Annotated in this window: 14 protein-coding genes; 8 read left to right on the forward strand and 6 right to left on the reverse strand. The window is 42.5% G+C overall.

Going from position 1 to position 18,387, the window contains the following annotated elements:
* The first annotated feature begins 1 nt into the window (after nucleotide 1).
* Together trpB and trpA are read left to right on the forward strand one after the other, a co-directional pair.
* On the forward strand, nucleotides 2-1,231 hold the full coding sequence (gene trpB, locus QQK05_RS16075; protein ID WP_284300477.1) for a tryptophan synthase subunit beta: 1,230 nt from the start codon (nucleotides 2-4) through the stop codon (nucleotides 1,229-1,231).
* A 52-nt stretch (nucleotides 1,232-1,283) separates the two neighbouring features.
* Nucleotides 1,284-2,096 (forward strand): tryptophan synthase subunit alpha, encoded by an 813-nt coding sequence (gene trpA / locus QQK05_RS16080; protein WP_284300793.1) that lies wholly within the window; start codon nucleotides 1,284-1,286, stop codon nucleotides 2,094-2,096.
* A gap of 54 nt (nucleotides 2,097-2,150) precedes the next feature.
* Here the strand turns inward: trpA and QQK05_RS16085 are convergent, their stop codons facing one another.
* The 3 genes from QQK05_RS16085 to QQK05_RS16095 form a co-directional block, all read right to left on the reverse strand.
* Nucleotides 2,151-3,071, reverse strand: coding sequence for a TIGR01777 family oxidoreductase (locus QQK05_RS16085; protein WP_284300479.1), 921 nt, complete (start codon nucleotides 3,069-3,071; stop codon nucleotides 2,151-2,153).
* 110 nt (nucleotides 3,072-3,181) lie between these two features.
* A complete protein-coding gene (locus tag QQK05_RS16090; protein ID WP_284300481.1) occupies nucleotides 3,182-3,547 on the reverse strand; it encodes a TRAP transporter large permease subunit in 366 nt (121 codons plus the stop codon).
* A gap of 58 nt (nucleotides 3,548-3,605) precedes the next feature.
* Nucleotides 3,606-6,014: an Ig-like domain-containing protein gene (locus QQK05_RS16095; protein ID WP_284300483.1), complete on the reverse strand. Its 2,409-nt coding sequence runs from the start codon at nucleotides 6,012-6,014 to the stop codon at nucleotides 3,606-3,608.
* Nucleotides 6,015-6,256: 242 nt separating this feature from the next.
* Between QQK05_RS16095 and QQK05_RS16100 the strand changes: the two genes are divergently transcribed.
* The 5 genes from QQK05_RS16100 (at nucleotide 6,257) to QQK05_RS16120 (ending at nucleotide 12,987) form a co-directional block, all read left to right on the forward strand.
* On the forward strand, nucleotides 6,257-7,150 hold the full coding sequence (locus QQK05_RS16100) for a carbon-nitrogen hydrolase (protein ID WP_284300485.1): 894 nt from the start codon (nucleotides 6,257-6,259) through the stop codon (nucleotides 7,148-7,150).
* Between the two features lie 24 nt (nucleotides 7,151-7,174).
* On the forward strand, nucleotides 7,175-10,672 hold the full coding sequence (gene mfd / locus QQK05_RS16105) for a transcription-repair coupling factor (RefSeq protein WP_284300487.1): 3,498 nt from the start codon (nucleotides 7,175-7,177) through the stop codon (nucleotides 10,670-10,672).
* Between the two features lie 87 nt (nucleotides 10,673-10,759).
* Complete coding sequence (locus tag QQK05_RS16110) at nucleotides 10,760-12,280, forward strand: CsiV family protein (RefSeq protein WP_284300489.1); 1,521 nt, start codon at nucleotides 10,760-10,762, stop codon at nucleotides 12,278-12,280.
* A 35-nt stretch (nucleotides 12,281-12,315) separates the two neighbouring features.
* A complete protein-coding gene (locus QQK05_RS16115; protein ID WP_284300491.1) occupies nucleotides 12,316-12,606 on the forward strand; it encodes a DUF1244 domain-containing protein in 291 nt (96 codons plus the stop codon).
* A 6-nt stretch (nucleotides 12,607-12,612) separates the two neighbouring features.
* Nucleotides 12,613-12,987 (forward strand): iron chaperone, encoded by a 375-nt coding sequence (locus tag QQK05_RS16120; RefSeq protein WP_284300493.1) that lies wholly within the window; start codon nucleotides 12,613-12,615, stop codon nucleotides 12,985-12,987.
* A gap of 65 nt (nucleotides 12,988-13,052) precedes the next feature.
* Here the strand turns inward: QQK05_RS16120 and feoB are convergent, their stop codons facing one another.
* Together feoB and QQK05_RS16130 are read right to left on the reverse strand one after the other, a co-directional pair.
* On the reverse strand, nucleotides 13,053-15,185 hold the full coding sequence (feoB, locus tag QQK05_RS16125; protein WP_284300495.1) for a ferrous iron transport protein B: 2,133 nt from the start codon (nucleotides 15,183-15,185) through the stop codon (nucleotides 13,053-13,055).
* 7 nt (nucleotides 15,186-15,192) lie between these two features.
* Nucleotides 15,193-15,423 carry a FeoA family protein gene (locus QQK05_RS16130; RefSeq protein ID WP_284300497.1) on the reverse strand — a complete coding sequence of 77 codons (231 nt, stop codon included), beginning with the start codon at nucleotides 15,421-15,423 and terminating at the stop codon, nucleotides 15,193-15,195.
* 220 nt (nucleotides 15,424-15,643) lie between these two features.
* Between QQK05_RS16130 and QQK05_RS16135 the strand changes: the two genes are divergently transcribed.
* Nucleotides 15,644-15,997: a DUF2750 domain-containing protein gene (locus tag QQK05_RS16135; protein WP_284300498.1), complete on the forward strand. Its 354-nt coding sequence runs from the start codon at nucleotides 15,644-15,646 to the stop codon at nucleotides 15,995-15,997.
* 93 nt (nucleotides 15,998-16,090) lie between these two features.
* Here QQK05_RS16135 and QQK05_RS16140 read toward each other — a convergent pair whose 3' ends face one another.
* On the reverse strand, nucleotides 16,091-18,382 hold the full coding sequence (locus QQK05_RS16140) for a xanthine dehydrogenase family protein molybdopterin-binding subunit (RefSeq protein WP_284300501.1): 2,292 nt from the start codon (nucleotides 18,380-18,382) through the stop codon (nucleotides 16,091-16,093).
* Nucleotides 18,383-18,387: the final 5 nt, after the last annotated feature.

The raw sequence follows: 18,387 nt of genomic DNA on the forward strand, positions 1-18,387 counted from the left end.
CATGACTAACGCGATTAAAGAAAATGTAGAAAATAAACTACCAGCTTACTTCGGTGAGTTTGGTGGTATGTTCGTGGGTGAATTATTGGTACCTGCATTAGAGCAACTCGAACAGGCATTTATCGATTCACAAAACGATCAAAGCTTTATCGATGAGTTTAACCATCTATTAGAAAGCTATGCTGGCCGCCCTACTCCGTTGACACTGTGCCGTAACATCGTTAAAAATCCACTCGCAAAAATCTACTTAAAACGTGAAGATTTATTGCACGGTGGCGCACACAAAACCAACCAAGTGCTTGGTCAAGCGCTATTAGCAAAGCGTATGGGCAAGCATGAAATCATCGCTGAAACAGGTGCCGGGCAACACGGTGTTGCTACTGCCATTGCATGTTCCCTTCTTGGCCTAAAATGTCGTATATACATGGGTGCGAAAGACTGTGAACGTCAGCAACCTAATGTATTTCGCATGAAATTAATGGGCGCGACTGTGATTCCTGTCACAGCAGGTTCGGGCACGTTAAAAGATGCGGTGAATGAGGCATTACGCGACTGGTCTGCAAACTACGACAGTGCTCACTATCTACTAGGCACTGCAGCAGGTCCTCACCCATTCCCGACTATTGTTCGTGAATTCCAAAAAATGATCGGTGAGGAAGCAAAACAGCAATTGTTGGCCGAAGAAGGTAAATTACCAGACTACGTTATCGCCTGTGTAGGTGGTGGTTCGAACGCAATCGGCATGTTTACTGATTTTATTGAAGAGAAGGACGTAAAGCTAGTTGGTGTAGAACCTGGTGGTAAAGGTATTACGACTGACCATCACGGTGCGACGCTAACTGCGGGTACAAAAGGTATGTTGCACGGTAACTACACCTACATCATGCAAACCCAAGATGGCCAAATTGAAGAGTCATATTCAGTGTCAGCGGGGTTAGATTATCCAGGTGTTGGTCCACAGCATGCTTTCTTAAAAGAAACAGGTCGTGCGCAATACGTTGCAATTAATGACGATGAAGCACTGCAAGCTTTTCAAACGTTGGCTGCAAGCGAAGGTATCATTCCGGCGCTAGAGTCTTCTCATGCCTTAGCGCAAGCACTCAAAATGGCGGAAGACGTAACAGAAGAAACGGTATTTTTAGTTAACTTATCAGGTCGTGGCGACAAAGATCTTGCCCACGTTTACACCATTTTAGGTGATGATTTCCAAGCACAACAATCAGCAGAATAAGGACATAGGATAACTCATGAACACAATTAGCTCTGTAACTCCAAACCCTTCGCTGAGCCAGGTTGGGCAACGTTATAACGACTGCTTTAGTCCGTTAAAAGAAAAAGGCCAAGGCGCATTTATTCCCTTTGTTACGATTGGCGACCCTAACCCAGAATTGTCGTTTAATATTATCAAAACGTTAATCGACGCTGGTGCAGACGCGCTTGAATTAGGTATTCCTTTTTCAGATCCTAGTGCCGACGGTGTAACCATTCAAAAAGCAGGTTTACGTGCTCTGAATGCCAACGTAGACATCGATGTTTGTTTCGACATTCTTGCGCGTGTGCGTGAGTATGCACCGAGCATTCCAATCGGGCTGTTACTTTATGGTAATTTAGTTTTCGCTCGCGGCATCAATCAATTTTACCTTGATGCTGGAAAAGCTGGCGTTGATTCTGTGCTAATCGCTGACTTGCCTATCCGAGAAAGTCAGCCATTTAGAGAAGCTGCGATGGCTAACGGTATTGCGCCAATCTTTATCGCACCACCAAATGCTGATGACGATACCCTACAAGCAATCGCATCATACAGCCGCGGTTACACGTATGTATTGAGCCGCGCAGGTGTTACTGGCGCTGAAGTTAAAGCGACCAATGTGGCCGATAAACTCGTTGCTAGGCTTAACGCTTTTAACAGTGCGCCAGCCGTTATTGGCTTTGGTATTTCAAACCCTGAGCAAGTTAAACAAGCATTAGCAAGTGGCGCTCAAGGCGCTATTAGTGGCTCGGCAGTGGTCAATATTATCGAAAAAAACCTCGACGATGAGGCCAAAATGCTTACCGAATTAGCTAGCTTTGTTAGCAATATGAAGTCTGCTACCTAGCCTGTTTATGCAGAAATGAATAACAAAGGCTTTACGCATTGCGTAAGGCCTTTTTTATTTTTTGGATTTATTAAGGACATTCTCAAGCGCTGGTTCAAGCGTATGATATTCAAACTCAAAACCAGCTTTTTGTAATCGTTCAGGTACCGCATTTTGCCCCGTCAGCAGCAGCCTCGCCATTTCACCAAAGATAAGCTTTAACATCGCTGCTGGGACAAAAAACATGCATGGTCGACCCAACACGCTCGCTAAGGTTTCACTAAACACTTTATTGGTTACAGGTTTAGGCGCGGTAAAATTAAAAATACCAGACAGTGCCTCTTTGTTTTGGCTAAAAGCTAAAAACAAGATGCCGTTCACCATGTCTTCAATATGAATCCAAGGCATATATTGTTTACCATTTGAAATTGGACCACCGGCAAAGCACTTAAAACTTGGTAGCATTTTTTTCAAAAATCCACCTTTGCTCGATAATACAAGCCCTGTGCGCATCACACATACACGACAACCTAACTGGTTTGCACTCAACGCGGTCTTTTCCCACGCGTCGCACAAATCATGGGTATATTCTTGGTGATAACCAGATTCTTCAGTTAATACGCTTGATTTGCCATCACCATACCAGCCAACGGCAGAGCCGCTAATAAGTGCTGAAGGCATCATTAATCGTGTTTTCATCCAAGCAACAAGATGTTGTGTGCTATCAACACGCGATTGATAGATTCGCTCTTTTTGCCTCGTAGACCAGCGCTTATCAGCAATCGGTTCGCCTGCTAAATTAACGATAACATCGAAATAAATATTAGCGTCAATTTGATACAAATCATCAACAATAACTACATAAAAATCAAAGACTTTTTCTGCCTTAGCGATATGTCGCGTTAAGACCGTCACGTCATGGTTATCACGTTTCAACTGCGCAACAAGTGCCTGGCCGATTAGCCCTGTGCCTCCAGTGATTAATACATTTGCCATATCGTCATCTCTTTTTGATTCGAGGTTATTTATACTGACCCTTTCAGTATAGACGGTTAACGGTTAACTATTCATACTGATTTTACGTAAAACACGATAAAAAAGTTTGATCAAAGCCAAAAACCTACCATTTTAATTGTAATGTAAGTTACTGCTATTGTTATAAATATGACCAAAATAACGACAATATAAGCCCACAGCTTTTTTGCAAATAAGGTGAATTTGGACATAATCGATGTGGGTTGCTCATAAAAGTAGTCAATATCAACAAAACAAGCGACAAAAAGCATTAATAATAATGCCCACATAAAGGCAAACATACAGGGTGCTAAATAGAGGTTTTGTGTATCAACCGACGCTAAAGCAAGCAATGCAAAAAAGCCAACAAAACATGCCAACAAGATGGTAATTAACAGCCACCTCACTTTGTTGAGTAAAACGGCTATTTTGTTAAAAAGAACAATCAATGTATTCATGGTTCTCCTCAAATAAAAAAGCCAGTGAAAACACTGGCTTTTTCCAAATATTTAGTTGTTAAGGTAAGTCAATTGGTTTCACAATCGACGTTACAACGCCCGATGGCGATGTAATTGTCACTGTTAGGGTACCAACTGTTGGATCATCTAACGGCGCATTTACAATAACAAAAGAAATTGAATCATCAGATAAGGTATCCGGTACAGTGAAATTCGTTTCACCCTCAACACTACCCGCACTCACTTCAACACTCACCGTGGTACCAAATGGCATTGCTTGGCCAGCGGTATCACGAACGTTTAAGGTAAAGCCAAACGTACCACCGTCTGCAATTGTTGGGATAGTAAGGTCAGTACCTGCTTCATTGTCTTGATAAACAACAGAATCTTCGCCCGTTAACGTATATAAAGCACCAGAGCTCGACATCACCATTTGAATCGCTTTACGGACATGAATTGCACGGCTGCCTTCAGCACCACAGCTTGCACCGTCACACTGTGGACCATTAAATAATGAGTCACGGCCTGTAAAGCTACCATCATTATTGAAATCTAAAAATAATTCACCCGCGTCATAGCTACCATTGGCATTGTCATCACGCCATGCTTCAGACATATCAACAAAACCTGATGCTTGTGGCGTAATGCGAACAAAGCCCGAAGAAACACCAGCCTCGTCGATTGCTGAGCCGTCAGCGTCATCGAACGTATTGTTACCATTGGTATCAAAAAACGATTCATGACCTAAAGCAGTTGCCATGATGGTAATTAAGTGATCTGCAACACGAGGTTCAGCACTTGTCCATGTTACGGTACAGGCACCATTAGCTGTCACACACTCAGGCTGAATTTGACCACCCTCAGTTGTAAAGTTCACCGTTGTGCCATCCGGTACAGGGTTGTTAAAGTTATCCGCTAACTGCGCGGTGATAACAACTTCAACGCCATTAATATTACCTGCTTCTGGATTACGTCTTGCCGTAGATAATGTAAATGAGCGCTGCTCTGGCAAACCGGTATTAATTGACAGTAAATCAGATTGGGTTTGAATTTCATCACCGCCATCTGTTGTCGCTCGAGCCGTAACACGCACAGGCGTTGGTACGCTACCTGAGGTTACCTTAGTCGTAACCATACCTTGGCTGTTCGTTACGCCAATGACAGGGTTTACGGTAATACCACCTACCGTTGTATCAAGAATGAATTCCACGTCTTGCTGCGCTAAAGGGTTTCCTAATGAGCTTTTTACTTGGAAAGTTAATGTAGACGTTTCTTGGTTACCTTGACCACCAGTACCTTGCAGAACAATGGTTTCAGGCTCTGCTGATAAAAACTCGATTGAACCCAACTCTTCACCAGTAATTGAGATTGTTGCTTGAGCGATATTAGTAACGCCATTTAGGCTAACTGACGCCACAATAACATCATCAATGCCATTTAAACCGGCACAATCAACGTCTTCGTAAGTTGCTTTTGCTTCACCTTGGATACTAAACACTGTTTCCTCAATCGTTGCATTGCCGCTAGCAACACAATTTGAAGTAAAGCTTACTGACGCTGGAATAGTAATTGGTGCATCTTCGCTATCGACTAAATCAACACTCAAACCTAACGTACCACCAGCGCTGACCTCAGTACCATCAATGGATAGTTCGATTTCGCCTTCGATAAAATCACCATTTGTATCGAAGTAACCAATGCGAATAACGTCGTCTAGAATGGTTTGGTCGCTTGCGATGACTTGATAGTTAACACGACTTGTTGCGATAACCTCAGATTCACCATAGCTTGCGGTCACAATACCTGCACCAATTGCGTTATCACCTGCTAATGTCACCGTAGCAACACCTTGAGCATTGGTCAGTGCAGTGTTTGGCGTTAACGTGCCCACATCGGCAGTATACGTAATAATTTCGCCACTGATCGGTTGACCATCACCATCAACTAACGTTGAAATCAGCTGAACCGATTCATCCGTTTTGAAGTTGTTAACGGCTTCACCATTTAAGCTCAGTGAAAGCGATAAGCTTGGCAGTACTTCTTCAGGTTCTGTTGAAGCAAGGTATTCAAAATCAATCGTTGTTTGATCTAACGCACCTGCAGTAGCTGAAATGCTGCCCGCCCCTGCTAAGCCGTCAGGGTTGGTAATGGTGATGATTGCCTGACCGTCACTATTTGTTAACTTACCGTCTTGAGAAAGCTCGCCGAATGTAGTTGAAAAGGTTACCGTCGTATTAGCAACGGTCGCACCTGTTGTGTCAGTCAGAGTCGCAATGACGGTTGCCGTTTCACCTTGAGCAAAACTGACTTGCGCGTCGCCTTGAGCGTTTTGAATAGCAATTGCAATCGCAGAAAGTTCGACAACTTCACCACCTGTTGGCGGTGTTTCATTGTCGCCTGATGCGCCATTACAACCAGTTAGAAAAACGGCACTGGCTAGAAAAACACTGGTATACAGCTTTCTCATTATTATTATTCCTTGCAGGAGATAGATATTGTAATTATTGGCTAAAATAAAATATCACAGCTAAAAAGTCTATGAATAACAAGCGAATTTCCGATTAATTATGTAACGTTTGCTTGGTTACTGTTCAGTTTTAGTTCTGCACACAATTTCTCCGCTTTAATGCGCTAAAAACTAAGGATTTTCGAAAACTCATGCTAAGATAGCCAGTCATTAAAGATAATTAATATTTCTTATATTTTGTGATGACCAACCCTGTAAATGTAGCAGTTATTCAACAATCTAACGTGGCTAGTATTAAAGATAACGTTGATAAGTGTAAAAGCAATATTGAACAAGCGGCGAGTGAAGGCGCGAAATTAATCGTGCTACAGGAGTTACACAACTCATTGTATTTTTGCCAACAAGAAGACGTCGACCAATTTGATTTGGCTGAAACGATTCCAGGCCCTTCTACGGATGCACTTGCCCAATTAGCAAAATCACTCAATGTTGTAATCGTTTGTTCATTATTTGAAAAGCGTGCAGAAGGCTTATATCACAATACCGCTGTTGTCCTTGATAGTGACGGTTCAATAGCGGGTAAATATCGCAAAATGCACATTCCTGATGATCCGGGTTTCTACGAGAAATTTTACTTTACGCCTGGTGACCAAGGGTTTGAGCCAATTGACACATCTGTGGGCAAGCTTGGCCTGATGGTCTGCTGGGATCAATGGTTTCCAGAAGGTGCTCGGCTGATGGCAATGGCGGGTGCACAAATGCTGATTTACCCTACCGCTATCGGTTGGGATTTGTATGACACCAAAGAAGAGCAAGCCAGACAGCTTGATGCATGGATTACCATTCAGCGCTCGCATGCCGTAGCGAATGGTGTTCCTGTACTTAGTGCCAACCGTGTTGGTTTTGAAGCGGATCCTAAAGCGTCTGAAAAGGAGCAAGGGATAGCGTTTTGGGGCAATAGCTTTATAACGGGCCCACAAGGTGAGTTTTTAGCACACGCGAATCACCAGAACGAAGAAATATTGCATGCCCAAGTAAACCTATCACGTTCAACAGACGTAAGACGGATTTGGCCTTATCTGCGCGATCGTAGAATCGACCATTACCAAGACTTAACTAAGTTATATCGCGACTAATATTACTGAAACAATTTACCTTTTATGTCAAAACTTTCTCAGCTTTACGCACCTACGTTAACTTCTGAATTTAAACGTAAAATAGACAAAAAATCATGGCATGGACTTGTCGGCTCAAGCTCGACGCTGGCGATTTATCAAGCCGCGTTACAGGCAGAAAAACCACTACTTGTCATAACAGATGACACGCCAAGTGCGATTCGACTCGAACATGAACTTGAAAGTATCAACGCTCAAGGTATCGAGCTATGTTTATTTCCTGACTGGGAAACACTACCGTTTGATAGTTTCTCACCGCATCAAGACATTATCTCTCAGCGCCTGGCAACGCTTTATCAACTGCCACGAATGAGTTCAGGCATTATCATTGTGCCGGTTACGACGTTAGTACAAAAGCTTTCACCAAGACAATACCTTGAACAAAGCTCATTGATGATCAAAGTGGGTGATACAGTCGATTTACATCAAGTACGAACAAACCTTGAAGCCAATGGCTACCGCTGTGTCGATCAAGTCATGGAGCATGGTGAGTTTTCAGTACGTGGCGCGATTCTCGATTTATTCCCTATGGGGAGTAATGCTCCGTATCGATTAGATTTCTTTGATGATGAGATAGATGAAATCCGCTTATTTGACACTGAAAATCAGCGTTCAAAAGATAAGTTAAATGAGATTAACTTATTACCTGCGCGTGAATTCCCGACCGACCAAGACGGCATCAACTTATTCAGAAAGCAATATCGCGAACTATTTACTGGTGCAATCGACAAAGAATCGATATACCACCAAGTAAGCTCAGGCGTTATGCCTGCGGGTATCGAATATTACTTGCCATTGTTTTTCGAACAAACAAGCACCCTATTCGACTATTTAGCACAAAACACCTTATTAATCGTTAAAGGTGATATCGAAAAAGCGGTTGAACATTACTGGCATGATATTGAATACCGATATGAAGACAGACGTTATGACCCTACACGTCCGCTTGTGCCGCCATCACAGCTCTTTCTAAAAGTTGACGAGCTGTATAGCCATATCAACAGTTTTCAGCGTATTTCAATTATCAAACCGCCAAGTGAACCTGACGGTGCTGGCGAGATCGGTTTCGATGTAAACACTCTGCCTCAAGTAGCGGTTAATCATCAGCTTAAGCAACCTTTTACTTCGTTAAATAGCTTTTTAGACGAACAAGTAAAGTTAAAGCCACAAGCAAGAACGCTTTTTGTTGCTGAAAGCCAAGGTCGTCGAGAAAGTGTCTTAGAGCTTTTAAAAACCAATGGCTTATCACCTAAGCAATTTGAGAGTTTTGACGACTTTATCGACGCCGACGATAGCATTGGTATTACCGTTAACAGTTTTGCTAATGGTTTTATTTTTAAACATCAAAAGCAGTTGTTTAATGTTATTACCGAAGCAGAGTTACTTGGTGATGTAGTACGACAATCACGCCGCCGTGGCAAACAACAAGACGGTCAAGCCGACGCAATCTTTAAAAACCTTGCCGAGCTTTCTATTGGTCAACCCGTTGTTCACCTAGAGCACGGTATCGGTCGATACATGGGTTTACAAACACTTGAAAATGGTGGCTTAACAACCGAGTTTTTAGTCTTAGGTTACGCCAATGAATCCAAGTTATACGTGCCGGTTGCTTCGCTGCATCTTATTTCTCGATACTCTGGCACAGATTCAGACCATGCACCACTGCATAAATTAGGTAACGAAGGCTGGACTAAGGCCAAGCAAAAAGCTGCAGAAAAGATCAAAGATGTTGCTGCCGAGTTACTTGACGTTTATGCCAAGCGTGCAAGTCATAAAGGCTACAGCTTCAATATCAATCCAGACGAATACCAAGCATTTGCAAAAAGCTTTGGTTTTGAAGAAACACTCGACCAAGAGCAGGCAATCAACGCTGTTATCCATGATATGCAACAGCCAACGGCTATGGACCGACTGGTGTGTGGTGATGTAGGTTTTGGTAAAACAGAAGTTGCGATGCGCGCCGCCTTTATTGCAGCGAACGACTCAAAACAGGTCGCGTTATTAGTACCAACGACGCTACTTGCACAGCAGCATTACGAGAATTTCAGAGATCGTTTTGCAAACTTACCAATCAATATCGAAGTGCTATCGCGCTTTAAAACGCCAAAACAGCAAAAAGCGATTATTGAAGACGTTGAATCGGGCAAAATTGATATTCTTATTGGCACCCACAAGCTGCTTCAAAACTCAATTAAGTACAGTGACTTAGGCCTGCTTATTGTTGACGAAGAACATCGCTTTGGTGTCAAACAAAAAGAACAAGTGAAAAAATTACGCGCCAACGTTGATATCTTAACCCTCACGGCCACGCCAATTCCAAGAACACTCAATATGGCGATGGGCGGCATGCGTGACTTATCAATTATCGCAACGCCTCCGGCAAAACGCCTTGCGGTGAAAACGTTTGTTAGACAGCGTGAAGACAGTTTAATTCGTGAAGCTATTTTGCGTGAAATACTGCGTGGTGGTCAGGTTTACTTCCTACACAACAATGTAGAAACGATAGAAAAAACTGCGTTAGATATTCAAACACTCGTGCCAGAAGCGAAAATCATTACCGCCCATGGCCAAATGCGCGAGCGTGAACTCGAAAAGATCATGAGTGACTTTTATCACCAGCGTTACAATGTGATTGTTTGTACAACGATCATCGAAACAGGTATCGACGTACCAAGTGCAAACACGATTATCATGGACAGAGCGGATAATTTAGGATTAGCGCAGTTACACCAATTGCGTGGTCGTGTCGGTCGTTCTCATCACCAAGCTTATGCTTACTTGCTGACACCACACGAAAAACGCATGACAAAAGATGCGAAAAAACGCCTTGATGCAATCGCGTCCCTAGAAGATTTAGGCGCAGGTTTCACATTAGCAACACACGATATGGAAATTCGTGGTGCGGGTGAGTTATTAGGTGAAGATCAATCCGGCCAAATGAGTCAAATCGGCTTTAGCCTCTACATGGAAATGCTTGATAACGCCGTTACCGCGTTAAAAGAAGGTAAGCCATTATCACTAGAAGAAGTAACGTCGAGCCAAACAGAAATTGACTTGCGCGTACCAGCATTACTACCAGAAGACTATATCTTTGATGTTAGTCTGCGTTTGAGTATTTATAAACGTATTGCAAGCTGCACAGATAAGCAGGCACTTGATGACATTCAAGTAGAGCTCATTGACCGCTTTGGTTTATTACCGCAAGCAACTAAAAACCTCGTTCAAATTGCCAAGCTGAAACTCAAAGCACAGAAAATTGGTATTGCGCGCATTGACGCTAATGACAATGGTGGTGTTATTGAATTTACTGACGACACTAAAGTGGATCCAATGCAAATCATCAGCATGATCCAACAGCAGCCAACCGTCTATAAAATGGAAGGTGCGAACAAGGTTAAATTCGTCAAGAAAACCGATAGTACGCAGGCAAGGTTTACCCTGGTGACGTCCATCATTAGTGATCTTAGCCCGAAGAAAAAGTAACTTTTACGAAAATATCAGTCGAAGTCATTGATAATTATTTGTTATTATCAATGACAATAAGGCGACATGCTAATAAATGGATGATAAATGAAGTTAACTCAATCACTTAGTTTTGCTCTGATCGGTGCGTTAAGTTATGCACCAAGCGCGATCGCGCAACAAGCAAAACAGCGTTGGTTTGAAATCGAAGTGGTGATGTTTCAACAACTTGGTGACAAAACTGCGTTAAAAGAGAACTTTGACATTGATTTGGCGCCTGTAAAGTTAAATCGTCCACGTGATTTATTAAGCCAACACATCAATCCTGATTTATCGGCCACAAAAGCATTAATTCCTGTGTGTGGTAATACCTACGATACACCACATATTGAAACCGCCTCTGTGCTCGAAACAGAATTTCAAGTAGCTGATTTACAATCAGTTAATGATAGAGAATTAACGCCAGACGAAATTTTTGATTTTCAACAACGCGACCAGCAATTTATTGAACCGGAAGATAATACATTAAGCTTAAATTCCGGTTTTGACGGTGAAGGATACGCGAGAGTTGAATCAATTGATGATCTTTTTGGTCAAGATGATCAGCCAGTAGATACGCTGAGCGATTCAATCACCTCTGATACGGAAGGCGTCTTTGTATCAAGTTTAACACCAGAAGAACAAGCACAGCTGCAAGCGCAAGTTGCCGAGGCACAACATTATTTCGATGAACAACAATTTAGCTATGACTACAGCATTCCTAGCGATATTTGTTTGTTATCAGAGGACGCATTAGCCCAGTTGAAACAGGCTGATTCGAGCTTTGATGAAGACTATTTTGCCCTCGATACCATGCCAAGAAAGATATTGCGCGTTGAAGATATCTACTCAACTCAGCCCTACTTAATGAGCGATAACTCATTAGAATTGCATGACATTGTTGTGCAATTGCGCCGTAGTAAAAACTTTAGACCACTGCTTCATGTTGGTTGGCGCCAACCAGCGATTAGTAAAAGACGTTCACGTCCGATGCGTTTATTTGCTGGGGAAAACTTGAAGTATGCCCACGAAAAAGCCATGAAGGCGTACCAAGCAGAACTTGAGGCTCAAAATGAGCTGTCATTGGCATTAAATCTTGCCCAAGAAGCATTAGCAGGTGAAGAGCAATTAGCGGGCACTGTTTCATCAGATACTTTATTGGTAACCGATGTACCTAAAGAGCCCGAACCTCACCCATACGAGCAAATCATTGCCGAGTTAAAACGTGGTGACATTGCAGCAGAACAAGCGCTTGAAACGGTAACCCACACTGACGATAACAGCCTTGAACCAGAACAACTTGTGATGCCTGTCGCGCCAGAATTAGACTGGACAATAGATGGACTATTTAACGTTCACCTAAACCATTATTTATATATTACCGCTGAGTTTAATGTTGCCAACAAGAGCTTAGCTGAACACGAAACTGCGTTACTATCCGATCCAACAAGCCAGATAGAAGCCATTCGATTTTCGCAAAATCGTCGTGTGATATCGAAAGAAGTCCATTACTTTGACCATCCTTACATGGGCATGATTGTAAAAATTAGACGTTACAAAGTGCCTACAAGAGAAGAAGAAACAGAGTAATAACGTACAATTTTAATGATTAAGAAGTGAATAAAATGGATAAAGAAATTGAAATCCAAGCAGCGGTATTTAGACGCCTACTAGCGCACTTAGACAACCGTAAAGATGTGCAAAACATTGAGTTAATGAACTTAGCAGGTTTTTGCCGTAACTGTTTTTCAAAGTGGACGGTTGCAGAAGCTGAGAAGTTAGGTGTTGATGTCGATATCGATACTGCCCGTGAACAGGTTTACGGCATGCCGTACAGTGAGTGGAAAGAAAAGCACCAAAAACCGGCAACACCTGAGCAACTTGCAAAGTTCAACGAACTTAACCCGAAAAAGTAGCTAGCAATGCAATATCAAGCAAGCTCGCCCGAGCAATACCTTTCAATGCTTGATAACGATTGGCGCAAAGACACCTTACTTGCTTTGCGCCAAGTCATCCTGTCTCAAATCAATGAACTTGACGAATCTATTCACTATAAAATGCTCGGCTACGCCATCAAAGATAACTTTCTATTTCATTTAAATGCTCAAAAGCACTTTGTTGGATTGTACGTTGGCAATATCGAAAAGATCCCTAATCATGCGGCATTACTTGATGGTCTAGACTGCGGTAAAGGGTGTATTCGATTTAAAAAGAAAAACTCAGTTAATCAAGATATTACAGAGTTTATCAAGCAAGTGTACAGCCAATGGCAACAAGGCGCTGATATTGGCTGTTAAGGCCTAGTCGCTCAATTGTGTTTAACCGATAGACCTAGACCACGTATTCCTTTTTTACCGTTTGCTTAGCCAACCATTTTGATTGGAATGGTTAAAATACGTTTACCTACGCTCTTCAACCATAAATATATCGCCCAGAATACGATAGCAACAACAGCCAACGTCATGATGGTAGTTAACGGGGAAACCATCACTTGTCCAAGCTGATAAACCGCTGTCGCCGAAAGGTACGCGATAGCAAAACACCAACTTGCAGAAAACAATGCCCATTTAGCATCGGTTTCGCTTTTTATCGCACCTAATGCCGCCGCACACGGTGTGTATAGCAAAATAAAGAGTAAGTAAGCAAAAGCCCCCAGTTGACCATCAAATTTTTGCTGCATTACGTTGAACGTGCTTTTATCAACGCCCTGCTCGCTTGCTGCAATCTCAACAGAGCTTACGTCACCGATATCGGTGCCTAATGGATCTTGTGCCTCTATGCCTGCAATGTTGTCGGTAATGGTCGCTAGCGCTTCATGCCATCGTTCACTGAAGTCTAATTCCCCCGAATCAGTTGCAACTCCCTTGCTGTATAAATTATCTAACGTCGCAACCAATGCTTCTTTGGCAAAAATTCCGGTAATGATCCCTACACCCGCTTCCCAGTTATCTTCTTTAATACCCATCGGTGACAGCAACGGTGTAATCGCTTTTGCAGAGACACTTAACATCGATGTTTCAGATTCTTGATGTCCAAATTGACCATCGGTACCAATCGAATTAAAAAAGTTAAGTAAACACACCACGATAACAATGGTTTTTCCCGCACCAAACACAAAAGCATGAGTACGTTGCCAAACTCGCTTAACCAAGTGTTTGATTGAAGGTACTTGATAAGCTGGCAATTCAGTAAAGGCCATTGACGCTTGAGAATTCAAAATCGTGTATTTAAGCAAGTAGCCTGTTGCTACCGCCGCTAAAATCCCAATCAAATACAAAAGGAATACAAGATTTTGACCAGACTCAGGAAAAAACGCCGCGGCAAATAACGCATAAACGGGCAAACGTGCACCACATGACATAAACGGCGCCATCATAATGGTGGTAATGCGTTCTCTTTCACTATCAAGAATACGCGCTGACATAATGGCAGGTACGTTACAGCCGAAACCAACAATAAGTGGGACAAACGCTTTGCCTGGCAGCCCTATTTTTTGCATAAAGCTATCAACAACAAATGCCGCTCTCGCCAAATACCCCGATGATTCCAATATGGATAACCCAATAAACAAAGCGGCAACAACAGGAATAAAGGTCGCAACCGTTTGCATCCCCATCCCTAAGCCCTCAACAAAAGTAATCGCATAAGCTGGCATGTTATACGTCGCAATTGCTTGCATAGGATAATCAACGAAAAGCGTGCCCGCTAAAATATCGAAAAAGTCGATAAACGCGGAGCCAACATTAATTGAAAACATAAAAAGTAAATACATCATCACCAAGAAAATCGGCATGCCCATCACAGGATGTAACGCCCATTTGTCAAACCACATGGTAGTCGGCGACTTTTTATCAATAACAGCACGACTAACGATAGACTCAACAAACCCTAGACGTTGCTGTCTTTCCGCTATTGTCATAACACGTGAATTTACGTCTTGCGAAAAATCAATAGATAAATTCTCTGGCAGTATTGATAGCTCAGGTGGCGATATCTTAGCGTGTAGGCGCTTAATCACATCAGATTTTGCGGACTTATCTATGCCATTGGCTATTATCACAGGGCAACCTAAGGCTGAACTTAGCTCATCAACATTAATCGTTGGTGCATTTTTCTGATCGTTTTTAGTGATCACCACTAACATCGGAATGGCTAAATTAATGAGCTCAGTGGTGAGTGTTAATTGCCTTGAGAGTTGAGTTGCGTCAACCACATTAATTAAGCAACCAATCGGGTTATCCGTTAGATAGTTTTTAGTGACCTGAATATCATGGCTTTGCTGGCCTGCGCCCAGTAAACTCGATATACCGGGTAAATCAGTAATCTTTACTTCACCTTCATCTGTGGTCATCACCGCTTGCTTTTTAGCAACCGTAACCCCACTAAAATTTCCCGTGGTTTGCTTTGCGCCCGTTAACGTATTAAACAGCGTACTTTTACCTGCATTTGCAAAGCCAACGAGGACGATTTCGTGCGTTAATGCTTCTTCTTTCATGATGATGTTATTCGGTCGGTGTTTTAACAATTATTTGTTGTGCTAATTGAAACGGCAGAGCGATTTTGGTGCCGTGCAGCAATATTGCCACGGGGCCATTAAATGGTGCTTTGTGTGCCATCATAATTTTACTGTTAGGCACTAGGCCGTTTTCTAACAGTTTTAAGGTAATGTCATCTGATTGGGGAATGCTGGTGATAACAGCAACGGCATCGATCGGTAATTCAGCTAAATTCATATACAACAAGACTAAGAATAATTCTCATTCATTGTAAAGAAGCGACACCTTCTCTACAAACCATAAACCACTAAATACTAATCTAAATCAAATAACTAGGCTGTAACAAAACGTAAAGAAGATATTAAACTTCATCACAGTGATTAAATAATAATAAGGTAAATTCAAACGTCACAGGATATAATAGCCAGGTTAATCATAATTTAAGTGGAAAAACCCAATGACTGAAAAGTTACTTGAAGACTTTTTAAACCAAGTAAAACCAGAACAAGCCTTCTGGGCATTATGCGAACCAGAATCACAAGACTGGGTGGTACTTGATTCAATTCACTTTGAAAACACGGAAGTTATGCCATTATGGTCGAATGAAGCACTTGCTAAAGCACATTGTGTTGACGAATGGGCAAGCTATAACCCAGCAAAAATTACTGTCGCTGAATGGTTAGAGTTTTGGGTAGAAGATTTAAGTGAAGACAATATTATCATTGGTATCAACTGGGCTGATGATAACGACTGTGAAGAGCTTGGCTTAGATGAGTTTTCTCAAAAAATCGCTGAAATTGAGACGTTATAAAACGCAGTAAATACAGAAAATTCAGTTAGCGTGCCCTTAATTAGCAATAATAAGCGCGAATAAAAAAGGTCAGCATATGCTGACCTTTTTCGTTTAAATCGACATCGATTTATTGACCGGTAAATCTCGAATTCGTTTACCACAAGCGTGATAAATGGCATTCGTAATACTCGGAATAATTGGCGGAACACCCGGCTCACCAACACCACCCGGTGGTTCTGGCGAATCGACTAAATGCACGTACATAGGCGGTGACTGATGCATACGTGTAACTGGCGCATCATGGAAGTTTGACTGCTCAACCTTGCCATCTTTCGTGGTAATTTCGCCCATTAAGGTGATCGATAATCCAAAAATCATCGCCCCTTCCATTTGCGACTTAACTCTGTCTGGCGTTACAGCGACACCACAGTCAATCGCGGTATGCATTTCCAATACTTTCACCGTATTGTTGTTAACTTCAACCTTGGTTGCCGCAGCAACATAAGAGCCAAAGCTTCTCAAAAAGCCGATACCCCAACCTTGATTGTCTGGTAAAGACTCTTCAACATTCGCTTTGTCACTAATCAGGTTGATCAACGACTTCATACGTTTTACGTCAATTGGGTGAGTCTCGTAACTCATGCCATAGTTGGTGTAGTTAAAGCCCTCTGGCTGTAAGTCAATCATACGGTCAGAGCCTAGTAGGTTTAACCACATTTGACGTGTTGAAATATTCGCTTTAACCGCAAGCTCATCAACAAAAGAGCCCAATGCAAAGCCATTATTGATACAAGCAACAGAACGAACCCAGCCCGTTCTAATATGCGTTGAAACCGTCTGGGTTTCACACATCATATTGTTCATTTCAAACGGCGTATCACCAAAACCAACCGATAGGTCACTATGGCTTGGCATATCTTGTTTGTCGTTAAAGATCCAACCAATTGGTGGGTAAGCAACGCGCTGTATCCAGTAATCTGCGCGATTATCATCGGTTAATTCAGCTTTAACATAGTTAGCTGAAATTGAATGATAGAAACCGTGCTGAATATCATCTTCACGCGTCCAAACCACTTTAACTGGTCGTTTGGTTTTTTGTGCTAATTCAACCGCTTCAATAATAAAGTCAGCTTTTGATTTACGACCAAAAGCACCGCCCATTAGGGTTAAGTTAAGCTCAATATTGTCCACTTTCTCTTGTGGAATACCTAACTCACCAGCCACCAAGCCTTGCGCCCATTGCGGGTTTTGTGTGCCCGCCCAAATGGTACACTTGGTGTTTTCACCACTGCCAGTCACAATCGCTGTCGCACTTGGTGTTTCCATTGGCGTGTGGTTAATATACGGCACGGTATACGTTGCTTCTAATGTGCGGCTATCATCATATTTATGGCCGTACACGTCGCCTTTTTCTCGAACCGATACCCCTTTGGCATTTACCTTATCAACAAGCTCTTGCTGATATTGCTTGGTATTGTGAACTGCATTTGCGCCGTCATCCCAGTCAATTTTGAGTTGCTTACGACCTTGATGAGCAGCCCATGTGTTGGTGGCTAATACCGCAACACCCGATAACGGCAATACACTTACAGGCATGCTTCGGTCTTTTAACTGAATAACGTCAACCACACCTTTCACTTTAAGGGCTTCGGTGGCGTCAAAAGACTTCACTTTACCACCAACAACAGGTGGACGAGCGATACTTGCGATCAGCATGTCCGGTAGCTGAATATCTTGCGCGTAAATCGCTTTACCTGCGGCAATATCATCAATATTAAAGAGTTTTACTTCCTTACCAATAAACTTAAATTGATCAGGAGATTTTAGCTTCACCGCTTCTGGTTTTGGTGCCTCTAATTGGCTAGCTGCCATTGCCAATGCGCCAAAGCCTAACATTTCACCAGTGACTAGATTTTTCACTGCGTGATTTTCTGCTTTCACTTTTGCTAACGGCATGCCCCACTTGTTGGCCGCAGCCTGCTCAAGCATTTGACGTGCACTTGCGCCGATTTGACGCATTTGAATGTATTGATTACGAATAGAAGTAGAACCCGCCGTACCCTGTGCACCATAGCGTTTGTCAGCCTTGCCCTGCACCATAACTACTTGGTCCCACTCGGCCTCAAGCTCGTCGGCAATCATTTGCGGTACTGACGTGTGAATACCTTGGCCCATTTCTGCGCGGTGACAAACAATTGATGTTTTACCGTCATTATCAATCGCAACAAAAAAGTTTAACGCATGTTCGGTTTTATCTTTTGCCGTTTGGCCACTTGCCAAAGCTGAAAAGCCAGGTAATGACAAACCAAGTACTAACGCACTTGAACCTAGGCCTAACCCTTGAACAAAGCGACGACGACTGACATTAACGATCGACGTTTGTGGTGATTTGATCTTATCCATAGCGA

Origin of the sequence: Thalassotalea loyana, from assembly GCF_030161435.1 — a bacterium.
Classification (GTDB): Bacteria; Pseudomonadota; Gammaproteobacteria; order Enterobacterales; family Alteromonadaceae; genus Thalassotalea_G; species Thalassotalea_G loyana.

What these genes read in the sequence shown, in the direction of transcription:
- trpB (WP_284300477.1), top strand. Translation starts at nt 2, where the DNA reads ATGACTAACGCGATTAAAGAAAATGTAGAAAATAAACTACCAGCTTAC.
- QQK05_RS16085 (WP_284300479.1), bottom strand. Translation starts at nt 3,071, where the DNA reads ATGGCAAATGTATTAATCACTGGAGGCACAGGGCTAATCGGCCAGGCA.
- QQK05_RS16090 (WP_284300481.1), bottom strand. Translation starts at nt 3,547, where the DNA reads ATGAATACATTGATTGTTCTTTTTAACAAAATAGCCGTTTTACTCAAC.
- QQK05_RS16095 (WP_284300483.1), bottom strand. Translation starts at nt 6,014, where the DNA reads ATGAGAAAGCTGTATACCAGTGTTTTTCTAGCCAGTGCCGTTTTTCTA.
- QQK05_RS16100 (WP_284300485.1), top strand. Translation starts at nt 6,257, where the DNA reads ATGACCAACCCTGTAAATGTAGCAGTTATTCAACAATCTAACGTGGCT.
- mfd (WP_284300487.1), top strand. Translation starts at nt 7,175, where the DNA reads ATGTCAAAACTTTCTCAGCTTTACGCACCTACGTTAACTTCTGAATTT.
- QQK05_RS16110 (WP_284300489.1), top strand. Translation starts at nt 10,760, where the DNA reads ATGAAGTTAACTCAATCACTTAGTTTTGCTCTGATCGGTGCGTTAAGT.
- QQK05_RS16115 (WP_284300491.1), top strand. Translation starts at nt 12,316, where the DNA reads ATGGATAAAGAAATTGAAATCCAAGCAGCGGTATTTAGACGCCTACTA.
- QQK05_RS16120 (WP_284300493.1), top strand. Translation starts at nt 12,613, where the DNA reads ATGCAATATCAAGCAAGCTCGCCCGAGCAATACCTTTCAATGCTTGAT.
- feoB (WP_284300495.1), bottom strand. Translation starts at nt 15,185, where the DNA reads ATGAAAGAAGAAGCATTAACGCACGAAATCGTCCTCGTTGGCTTTGCA.
- QQK05_RS16130 (WP_284300497.1), bottom strand. Translation starts at nt 15,423, where the DNA reads ATGAATTTAGCTGAATTACCGATCGATGCCGTTGCTGTTATCACCAGC.
- QQK05_RS16135 (WP_284300498.1), top strand. Translation starts at nt 15,644, where the DNA reads ATGACTGAAAAGTTACTTGAAGACTTTTTAAACCAAGTAAAACCAGAA.
- QQK05_RS16140 (WP_284300501.1), bottom strand. Translation starts at nt 18,382, where the DNA reads ATGGATAAGATCAAATCACCACAAACGTCGATCGTTAATGTCAGTCGT.